Origin of the sequence: Buttiauxella izardii (assembly GCF_003601925.1) — a bacterium.
Taxonomy (GTDB): Bacteria; Pseudomonadota; Gammaproteobacteria; order Enterobacterales; family Enterobacteriaceae; genus Buttiauxella; species Buttiauxella izardii.
The window spans coordinates 1-23743 of record NZ_QZWH01000016.1; the positions used below are offsets into that span (position 1 = coordinate 1).

The following is a 23743-nucleotide window of genomic DNA, read 5'->3' on the forward strand; positions in this document are numbered from 1 at the left end:
GTAAGCGTAGCGATACGTTGAGCTAACCAGTACTAATGAACCGTGAGGCTTAACCTTACAACACCGAAGGTGTTTTGGTTGAGAGACTAAGATATTGATTTTCAGCTTGAACCGAGATTTTAAGTTAATGGTTACAGATAAGACTGTGACGGTTGATGAAACAGAATATGCCTGGCGGCACTAGCGCGGTGGTCCCACCTGACCCCATGCCGAACTCAGAAGTGAAACGCCGTAGCGCCGATGGTAGTGTGGGGTCTCCCCATGCGAGAGTAGGGAACTGCCAGGCTCCAAATTCAAAGCAGTAAGAGCCAGAAAGTGACATCTGGTGGCAGTAAGAAAAGAAATTCGGTGGAGCGGTAGTTCAGTCGGTTAGAATACCTGCCTGTCACGCAGGGGGTCGCGGGTTCGAGTCCCGTCCGTTCCGCCACTTATTAAGCCCTGAGTCTTTTAGACTCAGGGCTTTTTTCTTGCCTAAAATTCAGTAAAAATCGTTCAATTATTGCTTTTAAAGCAAATATCTTCTGCATTTCTCTGCCTTTTTCAGCAAAATTATTCCCTGCATAATCCTCGTATAACAAACACATATCACCCAACGAGGTAAGAAATGACAATCCCTGCATTTGGTTTAGGTACTTTCCGTTTAAAAGACGACGTAGTTATCGCATCAGTAAAAACAGCTCTTAAATTGGGCTATCGTGCTGTAGACACCGCACAGATTTATGATAATGAAGCGGCTGTAGGGCAGGCTATCGAAGAGAGTGGTGTCTCACGTGATGAGCTGTTTATCACCACCAAAATTTGGATTGAGAATCTAAGCAAAGATAAATTGATTCCAAGCCTGAATGAAAGCTTGCGCAAATTACGCACAGATTATGTTGATTTGACCTTAATTCACTGGCCTTCGCCAAATGATGCCGTTCCGGTAGCTGAATTTATGACGGCATTACTCGAAGCAAAAAAAGAAGGACTGACGCGCCAGATTGGTATTTCTAATTTCACTATTAATTTAATGCAGCAGGCGATTGATGCTGTTGGTGTAGAAAATATCGCAACCAACCAAATTGAGCTTTCACCTTATTTACAGAACAATAAAGTGGTTGATTGGGCACAAGAACATGGTATCCATATCACGTCATATATGACACTTGCTTATGGTAAAGCTTTGAAAGACGAAGTCATCGCCCAAATTGCCGGGAAGCATAACGCAACTCCGGCTCAGGTTATTTTGGCTTGGGCAATGAAACTAGGTTATGCAGTTATTCCTTCATCAACAAAACGAGAGAACCTGGAAAGTAATTTACAGGCGCAAGATCTCATTCTAGATGTGGAAGACATGGCCGCTATTGCTACCCTCGACTGTAGCGACCGTCTTGTGAGCCCTGAAGGCCTGGCTCCTGATTGGGATTAATTATCGATTACAGCCCCTGCGGGGGCTGTTGCACATGCTCACTCAGAAAATCAATAAAAGCCCGAATGCGGCTGCTGACAGCCCTATCACTGTAATACACCGCACTAAACGGCATATCAACTTGCAATAGTTTATCTGCCAGCAACTCGACGAACTTTCCATCCGTAATTTCTTTATTAATCATATAGTCAGACAGACAAGCAATACCATTACCGGTAAGGCAAAGTTGCTTGAGTGTCTCCCCGCTATTGGATGTTATTCCCGGTGTTATGTCATACCTGAGCCCATCAGCTTGCGCGACAGGCCACTTGTTCAGACTCTCTGTTTCAGAGAATCCAAGGCAAATATGATCCTGAAGATCTTCTGCGCTATGTGGTATTCCGTTTTGCGCTAAATATTCCGGGGAGGCGATAATTTTACGCCGACTAGTAAAAAGTGGTCTGGCCCGAAGAGTTGAATCCGTCAATGTCCCCACCCGAATAGCGACATCGACTTTACGCTCAATCAGGTTAATAAATGTCTCAGAAGAAATGAGCGAAAGTGTCACCTCTGGATAACGCTCTCGGAACGGTTTAATTAGCGGCATCAAAAGATGGAGCATCACAGGCGTTGCAGCGTCTATGCGCAGTAAACCTCGAGGACTTTGCCTGGTTTCCATTAATTCATTTTCCGCCGCCGCCATTTCTTGCAAGATCTGTTGTACGCGGCGGAAATAACGCTCACCTTCTTCTGTCAGGCTCAACTGGCGGGTTGTGCGATTTAAAAGAGTTACCCCTAACTTCATCTCTAATTTCTTTACCGAGCGGCTCACGGCTGAATTAGCGAGTTCAAGCTGCATTGCCGCTCGACTGAAACTCCCGCTTTCCACAACGGCGACAAAAATTGCTAACTCTTCAGAGGTGGCTTTCATTATTGCTCCTGAGACAAAATTGTATTGAGATTTTGCATATTTTTGTTATTTAACCATCGGGCCATACTACGTGTCATCAAAAGACACCTGCTATGGAGTAAATTATGCCTCTGGCACTATGGGCGCTGACGATCAGTGCATTTGCAATCGGTACTACAGAATTTGTGATTGTTGGTTTGGTGCCAACAATTGCGGATCAACTCTCAATTTCATTACCCTCTGCTGGATTGTTAGTTTCAATTTACGCGTTGGGCGTTGCTGTCGGTGCTCCGGTTCTAACGGCATTAACCGGGAAATTGCCTCGCAAGCAATTATTAATTGGCCTGATGGCGTTATTTACAGCGGGTAATCTACTAGCATGGCTTTCGCCAAACTATGAAACGTTGGTTGTTGCTCGTCTGCTTACGGGACTTGCACACGGTGTGTTCTTCTCTATTGGCTCAACCATCGCAACCAGCCTGGTTCCCAAAGAAAAAGCGGCATCTGCTATCGCCATTATGTTTGGTGGTTTAACCGTCGCACTGGTAACCGGCGTACCACTTGGGACGTTCATTGGTCAGCATTTTGGATGGCGTGAAACATTCCTCGCAGTTTCTGCTATTGGTGTAATTGCATTAATCAGCAGCACGATTTTGGTTCCTAAAGATATTCCAACTCGTGCGGTTGCCAGCATAAAAGAACAATTGAAAGTGATGACTCACCCTCGCTTATTGATCATTTATGCAATCACTGCTCTGGGTTATGGTGGCGTGTTTACTGCATTTACCTTCCTGGCGCCGATGATGCAAGATCTTGCTGGGTATTCACCGTCAGCGGTAAGCTGGATTTTATTAGGTTATGGTGTCTCCGTTGCGGTGGGTAACATCTGGGGCGGAAAACTGGCTGACCGTCACGGTGCCGTACCCGCGTTGAAGTTTATTTTTGCAGCTCTTGCTGCATTACTTTTGGTCTTCCAGTTTACGGCGAGCTCACATATTGGCGCTTTGGTAACGGTGTTAGTTATGGGTATTTTCGCCTTCGGCAATGTACCAGGTTTGCAGGTTTATGTTGTGCAGAAAGCGGAGCTTTACACGCCAAATGCGGTAGATGTTGCTTCTGGTTTGAATATCGCTGCTTTTAATGTTGGCATCGCTTTAGGATCGGTAATTGGTGGTCAGACTGTTCAAAGCTTTGGTTTGGCTCAAACGCCGTGGATTGGCGCGGTCATTGTTGTGGGGGCATTACTCTTAATTACGTTAAGTGGCCGACTTGATACACGCCGTGAAGTAGCTATCGGATAAGACATTTGAACAAGACCGTTAGCAATTACTTACGGTCTTGTTCATCAATGGTTTGAATTGGTCGTTGAAACTCTGTACTAAAGTCCCTATAACTGAAAGACAGCCTTCGACGTGGAGGCTTCTTTAGTTAAAGGGGTCATTAGTAAAAACGTGCGCAAAAATACTTATGCCATGAGATATGTTGCCGGTCAGCCAGCAGAACGCATTCTGCCGCCTGGCTCTTTTGCAACTATTGGTCAGGCATTACCGCCCGGAGAGCCTTTACCTAGCGAAGCTTCTTTAAAAGTCTTGGTTTGGAATATCTTTAAGCAACAGCGAGCCGAATGGCTTTCGGTGCTGCAAAATTTTGGTAAAGATGCTCACCTCGTTTTATTGCAAGAAGCACAGGCTACTCCTGAGCTTGTGAAATTTGCCACCAGTAACTATCTGGCCGCAGATCAGGTTCCGGCATTTGTACTGCCTCAGCACCCCTCAGGTGTGATGACTCTGTCCGCTGCACATCCCGTCTATTGCTGCCCACTGCGTGAACGGGAACCTATTTTACGTTTATCTAAATCTGCATTAGTCACTGTTTATCCACTGCCTGATGGTCGCTTATTGATGGTGGTGAATATTCATGCTGTGAATTTCAGCTTGGGCGTGGATGTCTACAGCAAGCAGCTCGGGCCGATTGGTGATCAAATCGGGCATCATACTGGTCCGATTATCATGGCGGGAGATTTCAACGCCTGGAGCCGATCACGTATGAATGCGCTGTACCGCTTTGCTCGTGAGATGGCTTTGCGCGAAGTTCGCTTTACTGATGATCACCGCCGTCGCGCTTTTGGTCGCCCTCTCGATTTTGTGTTTTACCGTGGATTAAACGTTACTGAAGCCTCTGTGCTGGTTACCCGTGCGTCTGATCACAACCCTCTACTAGTCGAATTCCGTCCCGGCAAACCTGATTGAAGTGAGGTTAGTCAGGTCTGCCACTGGGCAGAGCTGTGTGCTGCCCTTACTTATAATCAACTGCAAGGACAATACAATGACAACACAAACTCACCATGACAAAGTCAGTCAACAATTCAGCTCGCAGGCAAGTGCCTACCTGAGTAGCGCTGTACATGCTTCGGGGCGAGACTTGGAGCGCTTAAATGCGCGTCTGGCTGATTTTCCTGAGGCAAAACTGCTCGATTTAGGATGTGGGGCAGGGCATGCAAGTTTTATTGCCGCGTCGCAGGTGAAAGAAGTTGTCGCTTATGACCTTTCTGAACAGATGCTGTCAGTTGTCAGTGATGCAGCAAGAGCCCGCAGTATTGCGAATATCACGACGCAGCATGGATATGCTGAAGTCTTACCATTTAACGATGGTTCCTTTGATATTGTGATTACCCGCTATTCAGCCCACCACTGGCATGATGTTGGAAAAGCGCTGCGTGAAGTTAAGCGTGTGTTGAAACCCGGCGGTATGGTTATCTTTATGGATGTGATGTCCCCAGGACATCCGGTTCTTGATATCTGGTTGCAAACGGTGGAAGCATTGCGGGATACCTCGCATGTCCATAATTATTCCAGTGGAGAATTTCTGAGTTTGTTTAATGATGCAGGCCTGGTAACCCAAAGCTTACTGTGCGACCGTTTAGTCCTGGAATACTCAAGCTGGATCGCACGTATGCGTACACCTGCGGTGATGGCCGATGCTATTCGTGCTTACCAGCAAAGTGCATCAGACGAAGTACAGCGTTACTTTGAGCTGCAGGCAGATGGCTCGTTTACCAGTGACATTGTGATGTTAGAGGCGAAAAAAGCCTGACATTTAGAAATAGAAATAAAAAAGGCACCATCAAGGTGCCTTTTCTTCAGATAAACAATCACGTATCCGGTGTAGAGTTATTGCTGACAAACAGCGTTAACTGATCGCCAGGTTTCAGGTTGTCCGTATCATCGTTCCAGCGCAGAACATCTTTGATGTTCACACCGTGACGTTTCGCGATACTCGACAAGGAATCACCCTTACGCACCTTATAAGTGATGCTGTCGTTCTTAGCTAAACTCTGAGCGCCATTTTTGACACTAAGCGTTTGGCCAACTTTAATGTGTGCACCACGTATGCCGTTCCAGCTTTGCAAATCTTTGCTGCTTACACCTAAGCGGGAAGCAATGCTCGATAAGGTATCACCTGAACGAACACGATAAGACTTGCTGCCACCTGCAGTTCTGCTGTTATCAGCGATCATGCGAGGTTGCACGGCTTCGATTTCACCTGAGGCCAGAGAGGCTTTCAGTTGATCAGCATGTTTTTTGGGCACCATCACATAACGCTGATTTTTGCCAACCGTCGAGGTTTTAACCCCAGCATTGAACGTCTTGAGCGTACTTAATGGTATTCCCGCCATTTCGGCCACTTGTGTCAGCGCTACCGGATCACTCACTTCAACTCGTGCTAAAGCACGACTTTCGTCAGTTGTTGGTAGACGCACACCGTACTTTTGGCTGTTCTTGAGAATATCACTCAAAGCCAGCATTTTTGGCACGTAAATCTTGGTTTCCCGTGGCAGTGAAAGCGACCAAAAATCCGTAGGTAAACCACGAGCTTTATTCGCTTTCATTGCCTTCAGTACACGACCTTCGCCGCTGTTGTACGCCGCCACGGTTAACAACCAGTCGCCGTCAAACATCTTATTCAGACGCTGCATCATATCGAGAGCAGCAGTGGTCGAAGCCACTACATCACGACGTGCATCGTATGCTTTGGTCTGTTTTAAACCATAATTTCGACCCGTGCTCGGTACAATCTGCCAGATGCCAGCGGCATTTGCAGAAGAGGTAGCGTGCGGGTCAAAAGCGCTCTCCACTATGGGTAGTAGTACTAGTTCCATTGGCATGTTACGTTTCTTAACTTGCCCGGCAATCCAGTACATATACGGCTCTGCCCGTAATGTTACATCGTGGAGATAGCTCTTATTCTTTAGGTACTTCTGTTTCTCTTCGCGGATCCGGGTATTCTCCGGTATCCCCATCTTTAGCTCGTCGCCAATGAAGTTCCACAAGTTTTGATTCTGCGCGAGGTATGTCCCATCGTCCATCCATCGCGTACCTGTGTACTTTCCTGCTTCACCTTGACCAGCTGCAGACAGACTCTGTGCGTGCTGTTGGATGTTGCCGTCATGCTTCGACGCCTGGCACCCCACTAGCAGGACAGAGGCGAGTAATATCGCTTTTGCCTTCATGTGTGTGTCAATTGGTTGCTTAAAAGACGAGCAAGAATACCTTCCACTTTAAAACAACACAACCAGAAAATTCAGAATGTATCTTTCTTTGTCCGTAACCAGGCGAATATCTGCTGTGGTTGTTGCAAGTTTGTTTCTTTGTTGATTTTTTCTTTTAAATCAACGTCATTAGTTCTTAGAAATAAATTTATTTTCCGCTCATTTCCTAAAGAACTGGGGAGGGTTGATTGGTTTTTTGCGCGTAACTCATTAACTTTACGACAGTATTGGTTTAACTCATCATCCTCAGGCAGGATGGATAAGGAAAACTTTATGTTTGAGAGCGTGTACTCATGAGCACAACAAATTAACGTTTCTGCTGGCAGGTGGTTAAGCTTTTGAAAAGAATCATACATATTTTCTGCGGTACCCTCGAAAAGCCTGCCGCATCCCCCTGAAAACATCGTGTCGCCGCAAAAAAGATAAGGTTTACTGTAGAAACAGATATGTCCTAAAGTGTGACCGGGTGTAGCAATTACAGTAAATTCAGACTTTAAAATATTGACCTTATCTCCCTCTCTGACTACCCGGTTCGTTCCCTTATCTTGTGTCTCTTCGGGACCATATACCACAAGGCCTGGATACTTTTTGAGAAGTTCTTTTACGCCGCCAACGTGGTCGTGATGGTGATGGGTCAATAAAATAGCTTCCGGTTGCCACTGGTTCTCTTCAAGGGCTTTAAGTACTGGCTCGGCTTCACCCGGGTCGACAATAATGCATTTACCCTGTTCGTCGTTCAGAACCCAGATGTAGTTATCCTGAAATGCTGGAATACTGTTAAGATTCATAATTAAACCTCTCTGAATTACGTTAAGAAGGTAGTGATGAAGCCGGCAAGGATACCTGATTATTTCGTTTCACCACATCATTGGGGAGAGCTGCCCTGGGGCGAGTACTACCGCGAAGCTCTGGAAAATCAGCTTCAGCCCTGGCTCGCTAAAATGTTTGGTTTGCATCTGTTGAAGATTGGTAACTTAAGCACAGAAATTAACACTGAAGCATGCGCAATTTCACATCAGGTGAATGTCGCATTGCAAGGCGACAGGCTTCAGGTTAATGCAAATCCCCTTTATTTGCCCTTTGCCGCAAAATCAGTGGATGCTTGTATGTTGGCTCATACATTGCCCTGGTGCCAGGATCCTCACGGATTGCTCCGCGAGGCTGATCGTGTATTGATTGATGATGGTTGGCTAATTCTGAGTAGTTTTAACCCGGTGAGTTTGCTTGGGTTGGGCAAAACAATACCGTTTGTGCGCAAACGTTCGCCATATCATTGTCGAATGTTCACTCCCATGAGGATGTTCGATTGGCTGTCATTACTGAATTTTGAGGTGATGCATCAGCGCAGTTTCCAGGTTTTACCCTGGAGTAAGCAAGGTGGGAAAATGCTCAGTACCCATCTTCCGGCTTTGGGATGTATGCATGTCATTGTGGCGCGTAAGCGGACTTTGCCACTTACGCTTAACCCAATGAAAAGTCGAAAAGCAAAAACACAAATTCGATCAGCGGTCGGCGCGACCAGGCAATTTAGAGAAACGACTAAGGTTTCGACGCCTCTGGCTGATAGCCAACATCCTCACGAGTAGGATTGGACGCTGCTTCACGCGCAAGTTCATCGCAGCGTTCATTCTCAGGGTGACCGGCATGGCCTTTTACCCATTCCCATGTGATTTTATGTTCGCTCAAGGCCGCATCCAGTCGCTGCCATAGATCGACATTCTTCACGGGTTTTTTATCGGCCGTTTTCCAGCCCCGTTTCTTCCAGTTATGAATCCATTGAGTAATACCCTGGCGCACATACTGGCTATCGGTACTTAGAACGACGTCACAATGTTCAACTAAAGCTTCAAGAGCCACGATTGCCGCCATCATTTCCATGCGGTTATTTGTGGTTAATCGAAAACCTTCGCTGAAGATTTTTTCATGCTGTTTGTATCGTAAAATAGCACCGTACCCACCCGGTCCGGGGTTACCGAGGCAAGAGCCATCGGTGAAAATTTCTACCTGTTTGCGCATCTCTGGTAGACTTCCTGTGATTAAAAAACCAAGTCTGACATAAACGAGCGCCATGAGCACACCAATTACACGACAGATAGTCCTCGATACAGAAACCACCGGTATGAACCAAATCGGTGCTCACTATGAAGGGCATCGTATTATTGAAATCGGTGCGGTTGAAGTTATCAACCGCCGCCTGACGGGTAATAACTTCCATGTCTATCTGAAACCCGATCGGCTGGTGGACCCGGAAGCGTTTGGCGTGCATGGAATTGCCGATGAGTTTCTGGCGGACAAACCAACCTTTGAGCAGGTTGCTGATTCATTTATGGATTACATCCGCGGCGCGGAACTTGTTATCCATAACGCCTCGTTTGATATCGGGTTTATGGATTACGAATTCAGTAAACTCAAACGCGATATCCCTAAAACTAATACCTTCTGCAAAGTTACAGATAGCCTGGCGCTGGCGCGTAAGATGTTTCCGGGCAAACGTAATAGCCTTGATGCACTGTGTTCTCGCTATGAGATAGACAACAGCAAACGAACACTGCACGGCGCATTGCTCGATGCCCAAATCCTGTCCGACGTCTATTTGATGATGACGGGTGGGCAAACTTCTCTGAAATTCGCCATGGAAGGGGATGTACAACAACGAACTGGAGACAACGAAATTCAGCGTGTTGTGCGTCATGCATCGGGTATACGCATCATTCGTGCCAGTGATGTTGAACTGGATGCGCATGAATCGCGGCTCGACCTCGTTGAGAAGAAGGGCGGAAGCTGCCTGTGGCGCATGTAAAATCAGCAAGAATGGATTAAAACTAACCGTTTGGGCGAAAATTGCGGCAAACGGTTAGTTTTAGAAGAAAAATCGTTGACGCTTATCAGTGCTATACGTATTATCTGCCTCGTTCCCGACGGGGAACAAAACGCGGAGCGGTAGTTCAGTCGGTTAGAATACCTGCCTGTCACGCAGGGGGTCGCGGGTTCGAGTCCCGTCCGTTCCGCCACAATTAGAAAGCCTGAATCAGAAATGATTCAGGCTTTCGTCGTTTCTATAAAGTGAAAAATTACTCTTCCAATTAAACCTATTCCTTCATTTTTTTCTTTTTTCCGATTGATTAAATTAATTATTTCCTTATCGATTAATTAAAACATACAAAAATATGATAAATTGTAGTTATTCATAATCATTAATGTATGAATATTTTATTTGTACTAAATATTCGATATCAAACTTTGGTATACATCAATACAATAAATAAAAATCCAAACAATTTTCATGCAATTATATAGAATACTCATTAAACCTGTTATTTAAAATATTGAGGCTCTAATAATGGATGCATGGAAAGAATATTTAGAGAGAAATCCAGATATCAAGAACCATGTTGATATGGGGTCGGATGAAGAACGCAGAAATATAGAAACATTTTTAAATAAACAAAACGAACTCATTCAGGTAATGAATGAGGTTGCTCGTAAGTTTATACAATGGAGTATGGCAAAAGATCATTTTATAAGTGAGGTCATAGCGTATTCTTCAGATATAAACTCGAAAATAAATAATGGTATAATATCGGTCAATGAAGCGATTGATGCTATAAACAATGAAATAATATCGTTGAAGAAACAAAGTGAAGAGCTAAGTAGAAATGACCGCAGGCAAGTTATTATTGTTAAGCCAATTTTAGAAGATACGAAAAATAGTCGGCAGAAAGAAAACATTGATTTAATTGTCGCTGGTGTCGGTTTTGTTGCTGGTGGTTTGCAAATAGCGTCCGGTGCCGCGCTGATTGGTAGTGGTGTTGGTATTATCCCCGGATCATTTTTACTTGCTCATGGCATAAATAATGTCATAGAGAATGGATACTTTTTACTTTTTCGAGATAGTTGCACTGGACCGGTTAGATTTATCTATGAGGGGGTTGGTGAGATAATTGGTCTCAATAAGCAAGAATCTGATGTTATTTATACATTTGTTGATGTTGGTATTTCTTTGAATGGCTTACTTGCATACAAACTTACAGAGGACGCAACACGGTTATATCGGTATATAAATGCTGACTTGCTTTGGGGTATGAAACAAATGGGTATGAAACTCATGTCCAAAAAGGAGTTGGTATTAGAAGTGTTAGGTGATGCAAACACAGTCTTTGGACAATATAGGGCATACTAGATGAGTTTAATGACAATAATTACTTTGTATGTATTATGTACAGCGGTTACATTGATTCCATTTTATTATATTATTAGCCATCTTTTGTACTCCATAAATGTCTATGTTAATTTTCTGGCTATCATTATATTAGTTCTGTGTGCGTTATTTCATTTTGCGGCTTTTCGTACGGGGGTAATTCCTTTCTTTGATGTTGATATTAGTGGTGATGGTAGCATGGGGTTTGTATTGATTCCTTTTGTATGTGCATATTCATATGCCATACCTTTTTATATCGCTCAATCCAGGTATTATAATAGGTGATTCTTGGAGGGGGAGAACCTGTTTTATGGAAAATAAAAATGCTGGTTAAGAAACATGACTTAATCAGCATTTTAATAATAGTATTAAGCTACAAATCAGTAAACCCGGTCAGTCCAAAGGCTATAAGCACTCGTCCCAGCGTTGATATGCTCCCAAGTGATAGTTTCATAGACCAGAGAAAGTTTCTCTTGCGGTTGACCTTTATTGTTATGAACTGTGTGGGGAAGCATTAGATGGATATCTACCAATCTCGCTTGGGTGAGTTTTATTTTATAGAAAAGTTCGTTGATGCCAAATTTATTGGTTTGATGAACATAAAAATCACAGTTTAGTATCTCATTCTCGGAGATGGCTTTGCCAAGTAGTGGTGAAGATTTATCGATAGGTTTGGTGATAATAACGGGATTATGGTTGGCATTTTGCTGCCTTGTTATCGAGTGAGACAACTCATAAACCATAATCTGATCTAAATGTGCGATCTGAGCTTTATTGCCAATTGAATCTAGCGAACAGCAGCCTGCGGACATCAGTCCCTGCTGTAATCCAGTCAGTGTCAGATAAATTAAATTTGCCATGTTAGTCCCTTATCTTTAGTTTTTAGTTTCGACAATATTTGAATACGCGCTCGGTTCAAGGATGTTTCTTATCGAAAAATACCGGCTCGATAAAGCATCTATTCGTTCGTTAATCTGCTTCTCTAGGGTTTGCGTATTTTGGTTCTGCTTCCGGGCGTCTTCGAGTTGCGTTAGTAATGCTTCCAATGGAATTTCTTTATTCAGTTGAGTTTCTGCCTGATAAGCCACAGTTTTAAGGTAGGAAAGTGTCAGCCCCTCTTTATTTTTCTCTCGCTCTACAAGCAACGCTGAAAATTGATGAAGATCCTGTTGTACCTGCAGATAGCCACGTAACTGAGGGCTATTTGCTGCGCGTAATTTCAGCGCATTGTTCCAGCTTGCCGTTGCCTTTTGCTGTTGCTCGCTATTGGGCCAGATTGAGTTTGCGGTTTTGGTGAGTCGTTCTCCCGTTTCCAACGTCTGAAGCGGTGATGCATTAAGCAATCTCTTCAGGTTTTGCGGGTAATTTTCGAGGGTTGGCATCGCTAACCACAATGCGGCACTGCCCTGGCTAGTATCATCCAACTGCGCGATCTGTTTTTGCATAGGAAGAACCTGCCACCACCAAAGTGTTAGCGCTACGGTAGCGGCACAAGCCACACCTGCCAGAAAAGCCCAGGTAGAATTCCATGATGATTTCTTGGTATGGTTTTCTGAACCGGGGAAATGCACTTCTACTCTAGCGGGTTGGGGACTTTGTTCTACTCCAGGCAGAGGGTAAATAACTGAATCGACCATCTCTGACTGTGAAGGCATATAAACCAGAGTTGGGGAGGCATACTGATGAGAGGATACGGATAATGTTTGTTGATCCGTTTCCACTCGCTTGCGGATGTTCTGCACGAAATAAAGCAGATTCTCAACGCGAGGGATACGTTTTAATTGTACTTGCTGAAGTTTATCGCAAATAAGTTGTAGCGTTCTTTCTGTACGCTGCAGGAGATTAATATCCGTACTAAGTAAGGAAGGATTTTGACGCAAGATATTTCCTACACGGCTATTAAACCATTCCAGCATATCTGAGCGGGCCTGATAGTTCTGAGGCCAAAAATTTTCCCACTCCGCAGTAATTAACCCCGCCAATAATTCGCAACCTTCGCAAAAACCCGCTAGACCATTAATTCTGGTTCGCGCCAGGGTGTAATAGGTTGCACTGTGCAAATCGACGCCATTACTTTTAAAAAGTGTCAGCGCTAGCGACTCCACTAGCCTCCAGTTCACTTCTGGCTGAGTGGGATGATTGGCCTTATTCACCTCTTCCCGAATGGCACTGAACTCTGGCAGGCTACGAGGATCTTCACCGAGTTTGATGATGTGTGTTGTATCGTTCATGTTGTCTTTCCCTGAAAGACCCCGGCATTAGCGCCGGGGAATGAGATCAATAAAGAGTGTCAGGAAGGGTGAATTCGCTGAAAAGCCCGCCGGTGAATGGGTTGTCCTGGGTATCGACGTGAATGCGATAAACCATATGGCCGCCATCGACGTTAAACCTAACGTCAAATGAACCGTCATCCACATTGGTCAGGGTGCCTGCATCTATCAGGCGGAATTGCGCCCATGGCCCGCTGAAACTAATGCTGCGAGGTGCGCCACCACCGGTTCCAATCAGTGTCAGCTTACTTTCAGATCCCTCACGCATCGTGTTCGGCCACACCAGATGTGCGGTGAAATTACGTCCGTGGTTATAATCCAGTAGCTGACCATCCATATTCAAAACACTGCGGCGTTTATTGGCAGACAACTCGACCGTTTCTGCGGCATATTGCGTACCCAAACCACTTTGCTGCGTGAAGAAGGTGTCGCGAATTTTTTGTGCCGTTTCCAGTTGTTGCTGCACGTCCTGACGAATCAGCACCTGCCCGTCCTCACCTAAAGTGAGTTTGCTTTCGATAAACAGTTTCAGGTTTTCCTGGTAGAAACTGTCCAGAATCCCGCCCGGTTTAAAGAAACGGTCGAAAGCGTCAAGCGAGGCATCCTGGGCTGACTGCGGATCGAATGGATAGCGATCGGCCAATGTCTGTTGCCAGGTTTTCACGACTTTTTCGTTCCACTCCACTTCCATGTAATGAACCGCTTCAATCATCACGACATGCCAGGCTTGATCCGCGAGTTTGCCTACCCATCTGTTCAATGGCGCCGGCAGAGTTTTTGCCAACTGGCGAGTTGCGAAAATAGGATCACTGCTGTTTTGGTCGAGGCGAAGCTGCACGGCTTTAAGGGCTGATTTTCCCGGTACCGGTGAGTTCTGGATTGCCAGCAGATAACGGTGTAACTCCGTTAATTGCTGATAGACCGTCTGCAATGTGCTGTCTTTATCTTTTACCTCGGTCAACACGCTATTTTCTGGAGCAAATTCACGACCAAGACGTGTGAGCAACTGGAAGTCCAGTGCAGACATCATCGCTTCACGCGTTTTATCCGGGAGATTGGCAGGTGGCGGTGGCGATTGAGTATTATCACGCAGGGTTTGCAACGTGCGATAGAACGGCTGATCGCCACTGATGATTTGCTCAAGAGCATCAATAACTTGCTGCATATCCTCATAATCACGAACATCGAGATTATTCAGAGCCGCTTGCCAGGTGGCGGTATAGTCGCTGATATATTGCTCAGTAATATGCCGCTGGATTTCTTCGCGATCGGCCGCACTGTATGTCACATTTTTGGTGATATTTAGCACCCAACTATCCAGCGCTGTCAGCTCAACCAGACTGTCGCGTTGCTTAACGAAATAGCTTTGCAGACCGTAGCGCGTCAGGAATTGCGGGACAGATAAATCCTCTTCCTTATTAGCAACAAACACTTTGTCAAAGCTTGGGCCAATTTGATCTCGCAGATTCAAGTCAGCAGGCAACACACCTAAGGCTTTGGTGCGCAAACTCTGGTAAACGCGCTGATAGATTGAGAGCTTACTCAGCTCTTTTTGCGCCGCAGCGATGGGTTTCGCATAGGGAATAAAACGATTGATCGAATCGTTATCGCCCGCCATACGTTGTGCCTGCCAGTTGGTATGCTCAAGGGCATAATCCAGGTGCGCCATGAGTTGCCCCTGCAATCCGCGCTGCCCATGGAAATTATCACTCCAGCGTTGGGCCATATATTGCTCTACGACTTTATTATCACGCCCGCTTTTATCTTCGAGCATGCGGATAACCCGCAGTATCGCGAGCTTTTTCTCACTCTCAGGTTCTGCGTTGTTCAAGTCCTTGATCAAACCGTTGAGCAGTGCCGGTAAATAGCGCTGCTCAAGCAGTTGTAAGTAGGTTCTCTCGACGTAAGGGCCAATTCTTCGTCCCTGATAAAGAGCCATATCTGTCAGTGCGTTATGTTCACGATAATCACCGTAAGCGAGCGTGGCATCCCGGATAGGGTTCAGTAGTGGCAATTGCAGATTACCCAGCTCATCAATGCCTTGTGGCGGAGGGATATCCATAAAGGTTTTGGCCTGTGCCAGAACGGTAACGCCCGAGCGGTAATTTGATTTGTAATAGTGATGCCAGCCTGCAACGCAAGCGATAACTGCAACGCCGCCAATAGCGGAGAAGACCGTGAGTTGGCGTCTGCTTTTCCCACGCCAGACACTGTTTTCACTAGCAAGATTAGGCTCTGCTAGTAAAGTTTGTGGGAATAGCCTGCGGGTAAAGTAGGGTTGTGTTTCGACCATTGGCCAGGAGGTGAGGGCATTTTGCCCCAGGCGATATTGAGCTGCGGCTGATTGAATGAACATATCGTCAACCTGCCCACGTTGCAGCGATGAAGTGAGATAAACCCCGCGCAACATCACCGCCATATTATCACCTGCCAACAAACCAGAAATCAGTGCTTCAAGATGATCGACAATTCCCTGGATCTGGCGGCTAAAACTAAACAGCGTGCTACGCTGACTGCTTTCCACATGATTGAGCGATAAGTTCGGTAACGCCTGATTAAAACGCTCCATCCATTCTTGCCAGAAAGAACGCAGTTCCTCGCGCCAACGTTCATTTTCATGAGCGCCGACGGAGAAAGTCACACCCAGCGTTGCATCCCGCTCTTGCTTATCGAGCGGTTGGAAAAGCGGGGCGAATCCATGAAGCAGATCCAACTTTGTTAGGGTGATATACACCGGGAGTTCGCAATGTAACTGCTGACGGATATCCTGCAGGCGCTGGCGCAATACCGTAAGTTGGCGTTCGCGTTGGTACTTACTGGCCGTCAATAATTCAGGCAAATCCACCGTCAGAATAATCCCGTTGAGCGGTTGGCGTGGGCGCTTCTGGTTTAGCCATTCCAGCCAGTGCCCCCATAGTCGCGCATTAGCGTTTGCTTCTTCCTGGCCACTAACGGGTTGCTCAATCAGCGCTCCATCAATATCGAAAATAACCGCGTGCGCGCCCACTCGAGGGGCGATATGCCAGGTTGAGCTATTTTCACCGCGTACTTTTTCAGGCACATAAATAGTGTCGGAGGAGTAACCTTCCCCAAGTAGCGTGCTTTTGCCGCTCCCGGAAGTGCCGATGACCATGTACCACGGCAGATGGTAGAGATAATTTCGTCGTGCGAGATGGCGTTGCAGGCGTAACAACCAATGATCGAGATGGCGCTGTTGCTGGTGGATCTCCAGACTTAACGGATCTTTTTCATGCTGGCGTTGTTGCTGTTGCTGCGTCTCAAGAACCTGCAATCGTTTAACGATTCGCACCGTCAGCCACGCTAGTGCAATCAGTACCCAGACGGCGGTTGCCAGCCAGCGGTTAGCCTGCGGAGCGAGTGGATGTTGCTCGCCCAGAATCCATGCGGGTCCTTTCCACCAAATCCACACCAGTGATAATACCCAGGCAACAATCAGCAATATCATTGCAGAGATTTTTAGCCTCGGCATGGCTGGCTTAAGTGTTGGCCTTAGCGCTCTTAGAAAGCTGGGTTTAGATACTTTGAACACAATAAAACTCCTGTTTATACATCACTGTCCTGTCGTGATTTTTTCTTCTAATTGTTCAACCAAGGCGGGTTCCCACTGGGATAACGTCATCTGGCATGCAGTTTGATGCAGTGTTTTGTATTGTTGACGCGCAGAGGCGACCATGCCGGCATGTTCAAAAAGCTGGGCGCTGAAAAATTGTTGATAAAATTGATCTCGAGGTTCGTGGGCTTGTTGCTGATATTGCTCAACTAATTGCAATGCAGGAATAAGGCCTTGTTCTGAAAAACACTGCCATAGGCTTTGCGTGTTGGAATCACTATTCAAAGATGAATTTGCCGCGCTAGTCTCCAGCCAGCGTTGCGTAACCTGCGACAAATACGGTGAGTAATCGTTAAACAGCAAAGTCTTAAGCGCAGGAATTCGGTTTAAGAAATGATTAAGCTCGTCGCGTATTGCTTCCGCTGTGTCGGAATGCCCGAGCTGGATCGCAATGTGCGCCGAAAGATAATGTCCGTCGAACCAGTAAGGTGTGAGTAGCAGGCTTTTCTCAATCTGTTCCCAAAGTTCACTATTTGCAGAAGCCAGGCGAGCCTGGTAATCCTCCATTAAATCGACAGAAAATGCCGCCAACGACGTTCTGCCATCTGTTTCAGCTTGAGGGGCGCTGGTAATGCTTTGCCAGATAGCATGGCGGCGCAGGCGATAGCCGACCGCGCATTGTGGGTTGCGTTCACATAGTAAATCCGCGACTTTTAACATTGTCTGTCGCCATGATTTATCATCATGATTTTCAACCGGAATGACGGGGATTGGCGCACTGGCTGCAGTCGATGAACCTGGTGTTGACGGTGTTGCGATGCTTTCAACCGGTCTGGAAGCCTGTTCCTGAATATGTCGTTGATAAAGCGCAATCAATTCATGCGCTGTTGCGGCTAGTGGTGTGCAGCCAGCCTTATTCCAGAACATTGAGAGTTGAGTAAATTCACCATTGATCGCTTCACGCTGGCTCTCGTTTGAATCACAAGCAAAGCTTGCGGCGGCGGCTTCAAAACGCTGAAGGATCTGTTGAGAAAAGCGGCTCTTATGAGCCTCTTTTTGTGGCCATGACTGCGCCCAGAATTGTTGTAAATACTGATTTAGCAACTGCATCGCGAGAATCAACTCAGCCGCTTTTCCGGTGTGTTGCAGCGTGCGCAGCAGATGAACCATCAAACGAAAATCTTTGCTTTCGGTTGCCAGTAATTTCAGTGAGCGCTGCTGTACCTCAGCAATATTCAGTAGTGCGTGATTGAGCGACCCAAGCTTAACCATTTCCCTGTCGATGTACTCCCAGTCAACATTACTCTCGCTGAGCGTAGAACGGATTTGTTCTTCTGACAGGGGCGCGACAACCTGTTTCACCCATGTGTGCGGTGTTGAAATATCCATATTAGATTCCTTGTAGAACTAACTTGCCCAGTGGCAGGCAACCCGCAATGGCTCAAGTGTTTTTTCCAGGTCGGTAATTGCAAAGGTCATCGCATGTAGGGAAGGTTGCGACCGGCCGTTAACGTCGACCGTCAGCGTCTTTGCTGCGAATAACTGTTTGATTTCATCAATTCCGGCAAGGCCACGGCTGGACTCAAGAAGAGAGTCGTTTTCACGCAGGAACCAATGGACGTTAAAGCGCGTTTTTTCCGTGGTAATCGTCAGGTCCGGCGCACTTTTAAGCGGCTCAGGTAACGCGATTTGCATTCGCGTGATGTTATCAATGCAGCTGAACATCAATACCGGACGCGGAGGCACGCTTCCCAGTGCTGGCGTGGTAATCACGACCAAAGGGCGTTCACCTTCCGTTTGGCGAGTCAAAAAAGTGGTGGAATGATCGTCTCGCAGTAGCTCCTGGCTATAGGCACGCATCCAGGCTTCGCCTTGTTGTTGCGCTTTCTTTAGCGCGCCACCAAAGCCGGGATATTGCGGTGCCAGAACCCGGTCATAACAGTCGAGGCGCACCAGTGAAGCCGGTTCTGCCCGGCAGGTGAGCATCGCTTTTAGCGTGGCTTCTGTCGGCAGATTATCGGGCTGAGCTGTTGCACAACTGGCCGTTAGTGGTAGCAAAACCAACACCAACACCAGGCTGGCTATTGTCAATCCCTTCATGACACGTCCTGCGCCGCAGCAACCGAATCTTCAATTTCTGCGGTGAAGCGATGCTCATCAACAGCGATATAAACGCGCTCAATACCCGAACCCGATGCCATTTTTTGCAGCAATAGCAACGAAAGCGGTGGCAGCACTTCGCCATCAATGACGGATTCGAGCATACGGGCACCGTTTTCAGCACGCGTGACACGCAGCATAATTTCGTCACTGACTTCTGCTGCAATCACTGTTTCAGCGCCAAATCGCTGTTTTAACAGCGCGGCCAGCCTTTCCAGTTTGGAGGCGATAATGGTTTTTAAGGTTTCGCTTGAAAGCGGCAGGAAAGGAATAATCTCCATGCGTGCCAGCAGAGCCGGTTTGAAGAAATCGGCCAGCACCGGATACAACTCTTCATGAAGTTGCTCCGGATTTTGTGCATGTTCGACGATGACTTGGTAGCCCAAATTCGACGTAAGGAAAAAGACCACATTTTTGCAGTCGATCAGGCGTCCTTCGCCGTCGGCCATTTCACCTTTATCGAATGCCTGATAGAAGAGGTTCAGCACATCAGGATGGGCTTTTTCCACTTCATCGAGCAGCACAACGGAATAGGGTTTCTGGCGAATGGCTTCCGTCAGCACGCCCCCTTCGCCGTAACCGACGTAGCCGGGAGGTGAACCTATCAGGCGCGAAACGGTGTGTTTTTCCTGGAATTCCGACATGTTGATGGTGGTGAGATACTGGCGGCCACCGAATAACAATTCAGCCAGTTGCAACACCGTTTCTGTTTTCCCCACGCCGCTTGGGCCGGCCAGTAAAAATGCGCCCAATGGGCGACCCGGGCGACGCAGATCGGCTCTCGCCGTCAGCAAATGTTTATGCAAATGTTCTATGGCTAAGGCCTGGCCTTTAATTTTGTCACCCAGCCATGTTGGCAATTCAGTGATCAACGCCATTTCACTTTGCGATAAGCGGTTAAGCGGCACGCCTGTCCACTCGGCAATGACCGACGCAATCTGGCGTTTATCGACATGCGGGGAAACCAGTAACCTTTCCTGATGCAACGCTTCAAGTTCGACCATGAGTAACTGAAGAGCTTCGAGCTGTTCAGGCAATGTCGCGGTATCTGTTTCTTCGTCGCTGGCTAAAAGCTCATGGCGCAGCGCGACAATTTTTTGCACCAAATCCTGCTGTTTGCGCCAACAAGCGTCCAGTTCACCAAGCTGCACGTTGGCTTCTTCATGTAACAAATGCAGCTCGGCCAGTCGGACATCGTTCTGCGGCAAACCAATTTGCAGCTCCCGCTCCAGTTGTCGGATTTCCGCCTGATACTGATGGCACTGTGTGGTGAGTGCAGATATTTGGCGAGGAGGAGAAGAGAGATTGATCGCCACGCGTGCGCAGGCGGTATCCAATACATCAATAGCTTTGTCGGGAAGTTGTCGGCCTGAAAGATAGCGCTCACTCAGTGTGGCTGCGGCCTGTAATGCTTCATCGTCGATTAACACGCCATGCGCGAGTTCATATACAGATGCCAGGCCGCGCAAAATAATAGTGGCTTCAGCTGCGGTCGGCTCGCTGACCTTAACCGGCTGAAAACGCCGCGATAGGGCAGCATCTTTTTCAAAATACTTTTTGTATTCACTCCAGGTGGTCGCGGCAATGGTTTTCAGCTCGCCACGAGCCAGTGCGGGTTTTATCAGATTGGAAATATCCAGCCCACCCTGCTGGTTACCGGCACCAATCAGCGTATGCGCTTCATCAATAAATAAAATCACCGGCGTTGCAGACTCACGCACTTCCGCCATGATGCCTTTGAAGCGTTTTTCAAATTCGCCCTTAACGGATGCTCCAGCCTGAAGCGCGCCTAAATCGAGCGTGACAAGTTCCGTATTCAGCAGTTTTTCAGGAACCTGGCCATTAACAATACGCAGGGCCAGACCTTCAATTAACGCGCTTTTCCCGACGCCAGCCTCACCCACGACAATGGGGTTATTTTTACGGCGTCGACAGAGAATATCGATCATCAGGTCAATTTCGGTGTCGCGGCACAATACGGGATCAAGCTTGCCGTTACGGGCGTCATTCGTCACGTTGGTGGAGTAGCGAGCGAGAAGGCTTTCCTCGCCGTGTGGCAGTGCCTGCGCTTTGGCCTGATCATCCAGAATCACGGATTCTGCTGAGTCTTTAGTGCAGGAGGCAAAATTCAAGCGGAGCAGGTCGCGGTTGATCTGTGCCAGTAAATGCGCAGCGGCAGGCGGCACATAACGTAAAGGCGTATGAAGTAGGGTTAGTAGCAAGATTCCGCCACGCAGTTGTGTCACCTGCATTTCCGCAGAAGCCAGCAGCCAGGCATCTTTCAGCCATTCCACCAGTAATGGCGAGAAGCTGGGATAGCTATCAACAGATTGCCCTTTATATTCACCAACCAGCGTTAGAGCATCACGCAATTGCGCAAAATCTATTCCGGACTGTTCGGCAATCACCCGGACATCGCTACGAGGTGTCGCTAGCATTTGTAGCAGCACTTGGGCGACGGTGATTTCTGAAGCTTGCTGATTTATGCACTCAGCCGCTGCCATTTCCAGCGCCTGTTTTGACAAAAGATTCAGCCGGTTAACCAGCGTAGGCAAATCAATCTGGATCATCTCAATATCCTTATTGTTATCTCAGCAAGCCATTGAGCTGCTGCAAAATATCCTGGGTTTGCGCATTCAAACGCAGCAGATAAAACAGATAGGTGGCAAGCAAAAGAGTGATGCCGCCGATCAGCAGATGCTTAATGCTCAGGCGTTTGAGCAAGCGGTAAGGTGAATGCTGATTTCCTTTGTCCTGATGCAATAACGGGAACAGCCCATCCCCTCGCAGTTGGTGGAGTACGTGATGCAAGCGGCGAAAAATATGCTCGAACTCATCGTTGTTTTGCGTACTCACTTTGTAGCGGCCACGAAAACCGAGCGAAAAGCATAAGTACAGAAACTCCAGCAAATCGCGGTAACGCTTCGGTTCACCAATCAGTCTTTCAAGCAGGATATAAACCTTTTCGCCGCCCCAGGTTTCGTTATGGAAATGCACCAGGAGCGATTGTTTTACCCATTCGTTCTGACTCGACCAGCCTTGCCCCAGCGCGGCTTCGTCAATAAAAGTGCAGAGGACATAGCGAAACGAAATAATGGTTCCCGGTTCGTAACCCTGGTTCTGAAGGAGTTGTTCGATAGCGCGGACATCGGTTACCACCTGGCCAAAAAGATGATCCGGTAACCCACGGCTGCTCATGGTTTTCAGGCGCAACACCATGCCGAGCAGCGGCGTTGCCGCATCAATCATAGGGTTCAGGCTATTACCGCGTAGCGCCTGGCGGTACTGACGACGGCTATCTTCATTCGTCTCATCCGCAAAAACGGAAGCTGCAGAGATTTCGCTCATAGCGTTATCCTCTTATTGCCCAAAGCTGCAGAGCCAATTCCGGGAAGTTCCCGGAGACGTGCAACGCGATTCCGTTGTTACGTATAATTTCAGCCCAGGCCGGACTGTTTTTATCCAGTGTGAAATAGACATAGTTGGCATGATATGGAATCTGGCGCGGTGCGGTGGAAAGCGGCACGAGCTGCACGCCAGGAACCTGAACGCTCACGACATTGCGGATTTTTTCCACTGAGCTGATTTTGGATTGCTGCACAAATTGGCGATGCAGAATTTCGTGTGGCATTTGCGCATTTACTGCCAGCACAAAAGTCGCGGATTGCAGCAGGCTTGCGTCATTGATTACGGCAACGTAAATACCGTCCATATAGTTAAATGGCAGATTCATCGCACGCGGAGCCAATACTGTACTCAGCGCTTTGCGCAAACGAGGCATGATCTGATTGAAAGTTTCGGTCAGGTTTTCCTGCTGATAAAAACCGAGTTTTTCTGACAGGCGGCTTTCTTCGGTGAAAGTCACGAGCTCGCCATACAATGAAATCAAATCAAGATAAAAATCTTCAGGATGCAGACGGGCGAGTGCGGAACGATGAGCGAACTTTGTCTGGTTGCGGTTAAACATTTGCAGCATCATAAATTCGGCGACATCGGCAATGCCTTGCTGGGAAGGTGAGCCAATACGTTTTGCTAATTCTTCAGCGCGGTGAGAAACAGAAGCGCTCACTTCGCCCAGATAGCGTGTTAACGCAGTGCTGGCATGTGTCGTCATTGCACTGGGAATAAATTCGGGGTCAAGTTCTAGCATCCCGTTGGGATGACGTTCCTTAATACGACACAAAGGGATTGTCACCCACGCGCTTAAATCTTCGGCACCGCTCATCAGGCAAGGGAGCAATTGCCCAAGCGCAAGCGCGCTGGCATCTCCTTCATTGGTGTGAAGATCACGAACATCGCTGTAGCTAATACGGTAGCGGCCTGACGATTGCCCGGCGCTATGCATTCCCTCAACCTCATTAATCACATCGCTGATAATAGGCAGCGCCAGATAAATATCGCGGCTGGCGGTGGTTTTCAGTTCATTTATCAGCAAGGGGACAGGGATAATATCCTGATCGGGAATACTGAATACCGAGCCATCGGACATGCAACCGATCGCTTTATTAATACTCACTTTGCCATGCTTGAGCTGCGTTTCATCTATATCCAGCTCGGTAAAACCCCAGTTGATATTGCTCAGCGCCAGCAAACGATTGTGGAGAACATAGTCGTTATGACGTTGCTGTTGCTGAAAATGCTGGGGTTTAATAAATAAACCTTCCTGCCAGATAACTTTATTTTTCATGGTTGCCACGA

At 47.2% G+C, this 23743-nt stretch carries 18 protein-coding genes, 2 tRNA genes, 1 rRNA gene and 1 pseudogene; 10 read left to right on the plus strand and 12 right to left on the minus strand.

The genetic code is table 11. The annotated features are described in order from the left end of the window. The first annotated feature begins 170 nt into the window (after positions 1–170). The 3 genes from rrf (at position 171) to dkgB (ending at position 1408) form a co-directional block, all read left to right on the plus strand. Positions 171–286, plus strand: a 5S ribosomal RNA gene (gene rrf / locus D6029_RS08745). A 64-nt stretch (positions 287–350) separates the two neighbouring features. Continuing rightward, positions 351–427: transfer RNA gene (locus D6029_RS08750), tRNA-Asp, on the plus strand. Positions 428–604: 177 nt separating this feature from the next. Continuing rightward, positions 605–1408: a 2,5-didehydrogluconate reductase DkgB gene (gene dkgB, locus D6029_RS08755; protein WP_120064405.1), complete on the plus strand. Its 804-nt coding sequence runs from the start codon at positions 605–607 to the stop codon at positions 1406–1408. On the opposite strand, the pseudogene yafC reads toward dkgB, so the two are convergent. Then, positions 1405–2318 (minus strand): annotated as a pseudogene (yafC, locus tag D6029_RS08760) (DNA-binding transcriptional regulator YafC). The gene dkgB and the pseudogene yafC sit on opposite strands and share 4 nt — an antisense overlap. A gap of 104 nt (positions 2319–2422) precedes the next feature. On the opposite strand from yafC, the gene D6029_RS08765 reads away from it, so the two are divergent. From D6029_RS08765 to D6029_RS08775, 3 genes are all read left to right on the plus strand, one after another. Next, positions 2423–3598, plus strand: coding sequence for an MFS transporter (locus D6029_RS08765; RefSeq protein ID WP_120064407.1), 1176 nt, complete (start codon positions 2423–2425; stop codon positions 3596–3598). 150 nt (positions 3599–3748) lie between these two features. After that, on the plus strand, positions 3749–4546 hold the full coding sequence (locus tag D6029_RS08770) for an endonuclease/exonuclease/phosphatase family protein (protein WP_120064481.1): 798 nt from the start codon (positions 3749–3751) through the stop codon (positions 4544–4546). A gap of 76 nt (positions 4547–4622) precedes the next feature. Then, positions 4623–5390: a class I SAM-dependent methyltransferase gene (locus D6029_RS08775; RefSeq protein WP_120064408.1), complete on the plus strand. Its 768-nt coding sequence runs from the start codon at positions 4623–4625 to the stop codon at positions 5388–5390. A 58-nt stretch (positions 5391–5448) separates the two neighbouring features. On the opposite strand, the gene mltD is transcribed toward D6029_RS08775, so the two are convergent. Both mltD and gloB read right to left on the minus strand, forming a co-directional pair. Then, positions 5449–6807 carry a murein transglycosylase D gene (gene mltD, locus D6029_RS08780; RefSeq protein WP_120064409.1) on the minus strand — a complete coding sequence of 453 codons (1359 nt, stop codon included), beginning with the start codon at positions 6805–6807 and terminating at the stop codon, positions 5449–5451. A gap of 71 nt (positions 6808–6878) precedes the next feature. Further along, positions 6879–7634 (minus strand): hydroxyacylglutathione hydrolase, encoded by a 756-nt coding sequence (gloB, locus tag D6029_RS08785; protein WP_120064410.1) that lies wholly within the window; start codon positions 7632–7634, stop codon positions 6879–6881. 36 nt (positions 7635–7670) lie between these two features. Between gloB and D6029_RS08790 the strand changes: the two genes are divergently transcribed. Beyond that, positions 7671–8432, plus strand: coding sequence for a methyltransferase domain-containing protein (locus D6029_RS08790; RefSeq protein ID WP_120064411.1), 762 nt, complete (start codon positions 7671–7673; stop codon positions 8430–8432). Here D6029_RS08790 and rnhA read toward each other — a convergent pair. Continuing rightward, the gene (gene rnhA, locus D6029_RS08795; protein ID WP_167455990.1) at positions 8386–8961 is read right to left on the minus strand and encodes a ribonuclease HI; all 576 of its coding nucleotides are present in this window, start codon (positions 8959–8961) and stop codon (positions 8386–8388) included. The genes D6029_RS08790 and rnhA overlap by 47 nt on opposite strands. Here rnhA and dnaQ point away from each other — a divergent pair. The 3 genes from dnaQ to D6029_RS08810 all read left to right on the plus strand — a co-directional run bounded on the left by dnaQ (position 8915) and on the right by D6029_RS08810 (position 11026). Next, a complete protein-coding gene (gene dnaQ, locus D6029_RS08800; protein WP_120064413.1) occupies positions 8915–9646 on the plus strand; it encodes a DNA polymerase III subunit epsilon in 732 nt (243 codons plus the stop codon). The genes rnhA and dnaQ overlap by 47 nt on opposite strands. A 134-nt stretch (positions 9647–9780) precedes the next feature. Further along, positions 9781–9857 (plus strand) — tRNA-Asp (locus D6029_RS08805). Positions 9858–10186: 329 nt separating this feature from the next. Beyond that, the gene (locus D6029_RS08810; protein ID WP_244212392.1) at positions 10187–11026 is read left to right on the plus strand and encodes a DUF4225 domain-containing protein; all 840 of its coding nucleotides are present in this window, start codon (positions 10187–10189) and stop codon (positions 11024–11026) included. A gap of 398 nt (positions 11027–11424) precedes the next feature. On the opposite strand, the gene D6029_RS08815 is transcribed toward D6029_RS08810, so the two are convergent. The 8 genes from D6029_RS08815 to tssK are packed head-to-tail and all read right to left on the minus strand — an operon-like array spanning position 11425 to position 23741. Beyond that, positions 11425–11904 (minus strand): Hcp family type VI secretion system effector, encoded by a 480-nt coding sequence (locus D6029_RS08815; protein WP_120064414.1) that lies wholly within the window; start codon positions 11902–11904, stop codon positions 11425–11427. Between the two features lie 15 nt (positions 11905–11919). Beyond that, complete coding sequence (locus D6029_RS08820; RefSeq protein WP_120064415.1) at positions 11920–13275, minus strand: VasL domain-containing protein; 1356 nt, start codon at positions 13273–13275, stop codon at positions 11920–11922. Positions 13276–13321: 46 nt separating this feature from the next. Next, positions 13322–16864 carry a type VI secretion system membrane subunit TssM gene (gene tssM, locus D6029_RS08825; RefSeq protein WP_147365227.1) on the minus strand — a complete coding sequence of 1181 codons (3543 nt, stop codon included), beginning with the start codon at positions 16862–16864 and terminating at the stop codon, positions 13322–13324. Between the two features lie 21 nt (positions 16865–16885). Further along, positions 16886–18274 carry a type VI secretion system protein TssA gene (tssA, locus tag D6029_RS08830; protein WP_120064417.1) on the minus strand — a complete coding sequence of 463 codons (1389 nt, stop codon included), beginning with the start codon at positions 18272–18274 and terminating at the stop codon, positions 16886–16888. A gap of 18 nt (positions 18275–18292) precedes the next feature. Next, complete coding sequence (gene vasI, locus D6029_RS08835) at positions 18293–18985, minus strand: type VI secretion system-associated protein VasI (protein WP_120064418.1); 693 nt, start codon at positions 18983–18985, stop codon at positions 18293–18295. Beyond that, positions 18982–21615 (minus strand): type VI secretion system ATPase TssH, encoded by a 2634-nt coding sequence (gene tssH / locus D6029_RS08840; protein ID WP_120064419.1) that lies wholly within the window; start codon positions 21613–21615, stop codon positions 18982–18984. The genes vasI and tssH overlap by 4 nt, the downstream gene beginning before the upstream one ends. A 16-nt stretch (positions 21616–21631) precedes the next feature. Further along, positions 21632–22393: a type IVB secretion system protein IcmH/DotU gene (icmH, locus tag D6029_RS08845; RefSeq protein ID WP_120064420.1), complete on the minus strand. Its 762-nt coding sequence runs from the start codon at positions 22391–22393 to the stop codon at positions 21632–21634. Positions 22394–22397: 4 nt separating this feature from the next. Beyond that, positions 22398–23741 carry a type VI secretion system baseplate subunit TssK gene (tssK, locus tag D6029_RS08850; protein ID WP_120064421.1) on the minus strand — a complete coding sequence of 448 codons (1344 nt, stop codon included), beginning with the start codon at positions 23739–23741 and terminating at the stop codon, positions 22398–22400. Positions 23742–23743: the final 2 nt, after the last annotated feature.

Excerpts from the sequence above, each read along its gene's own strand:
- dkgB (WP_120064405.1), top strand. The coding sequence starts at position 605 with ATGACAATCCCTGCATTTGGTTTAGGTACTTTCCGTTTAAAAGACGAC.
- D6029_RS08765 (WP_120064407.1), top strand. The coding sequence starts at position 2,423 with ATGCCTCTGGCACTATGGGCGCTGACGATCAGTGCATTTGCAATCGGT.
- D6029_RS08775 (WP_120064408.1), top strand. The coding sequence starts at position 4,623 with ATGACAACACAAACTCACCATGACAAAGTCAGTCAACAATTCAGCTCG.
- mltD (WP_120064409.1), bottom strand. The coding sequence starts at position 6,807 with ATGAAGGCAAAAGCGATATTACTCGCCTCTGTCCTGCTAGTGGGGTGC.
- gloB (WP_120064410.1), bottom strand. The coding sequence starts at position 7,634 with ATGAATCTTAACAGTATTCCAGCATTTCAGGATAACTACATCTGGGTT.
- D6029_RS08790 (WP_120064411.1), top strand. The coding sequence starts at position 7,671 with ATGAAGCCGGCAAGGATACCTGATTATTTCGTTTCACCACATCATTGG.
- dnaQ (WP_120064413.1), top strand. The coding sequence starts at position 8,915 with ATGAGCACACCAATTACACGACAGATAGTCCTCGATACAGAAACCACC.
- D6029_RS08810 (WP_244212392.1), top strand. The coding sequence starts at position 10,187 with ATGGATGCATGGAAAGAATATTTAGAGAGAAATCCAGATATCAAGAAC.
- D6029_RS08815 (WP_120064414.1), bottom strand. The coding sequence starts at position 11,904 with ATGGCAAATTTAATTTATCTGACACTGACTGGATTACAGCAGGGACTG.
- D6029_RS08820 (WP_120064415.1), bottom strand. The coding sequence starts at position 13,275 with ATGAACGATACAACACACATCATCAAACTCGGTGAAGATCCTCGTAGC.
- tssA (WP_120064417.1), bottom strand. The coding sequence starts at position 18,274 with ATGGATATTTCAACACCGCACACATGGGTGAAACAGGTTGTCGCGCCC.
- vasI (WP_120064418.1), bottom strand. The coding sequence starts at position 18,985 with ATGAAGGGATTGACAATAGCCAGCCTGGTGTTGGTGTTGGTTTTGCTA.
- tssH (WP_120064419.1), bottom strand. The coding sequence starts at position 21,615 with ATGATCCAGATTGATTTGCCTACGCTGGTTAACCGGCTGAATCTTTTG.
- icmH (WP_120064420.1), bottom strand. The coding sequence starts at position 22,393 with ATGAGCGAAATCTCTGCAGCTTCCGTTTTTGCGGATGAGACGAATGAA.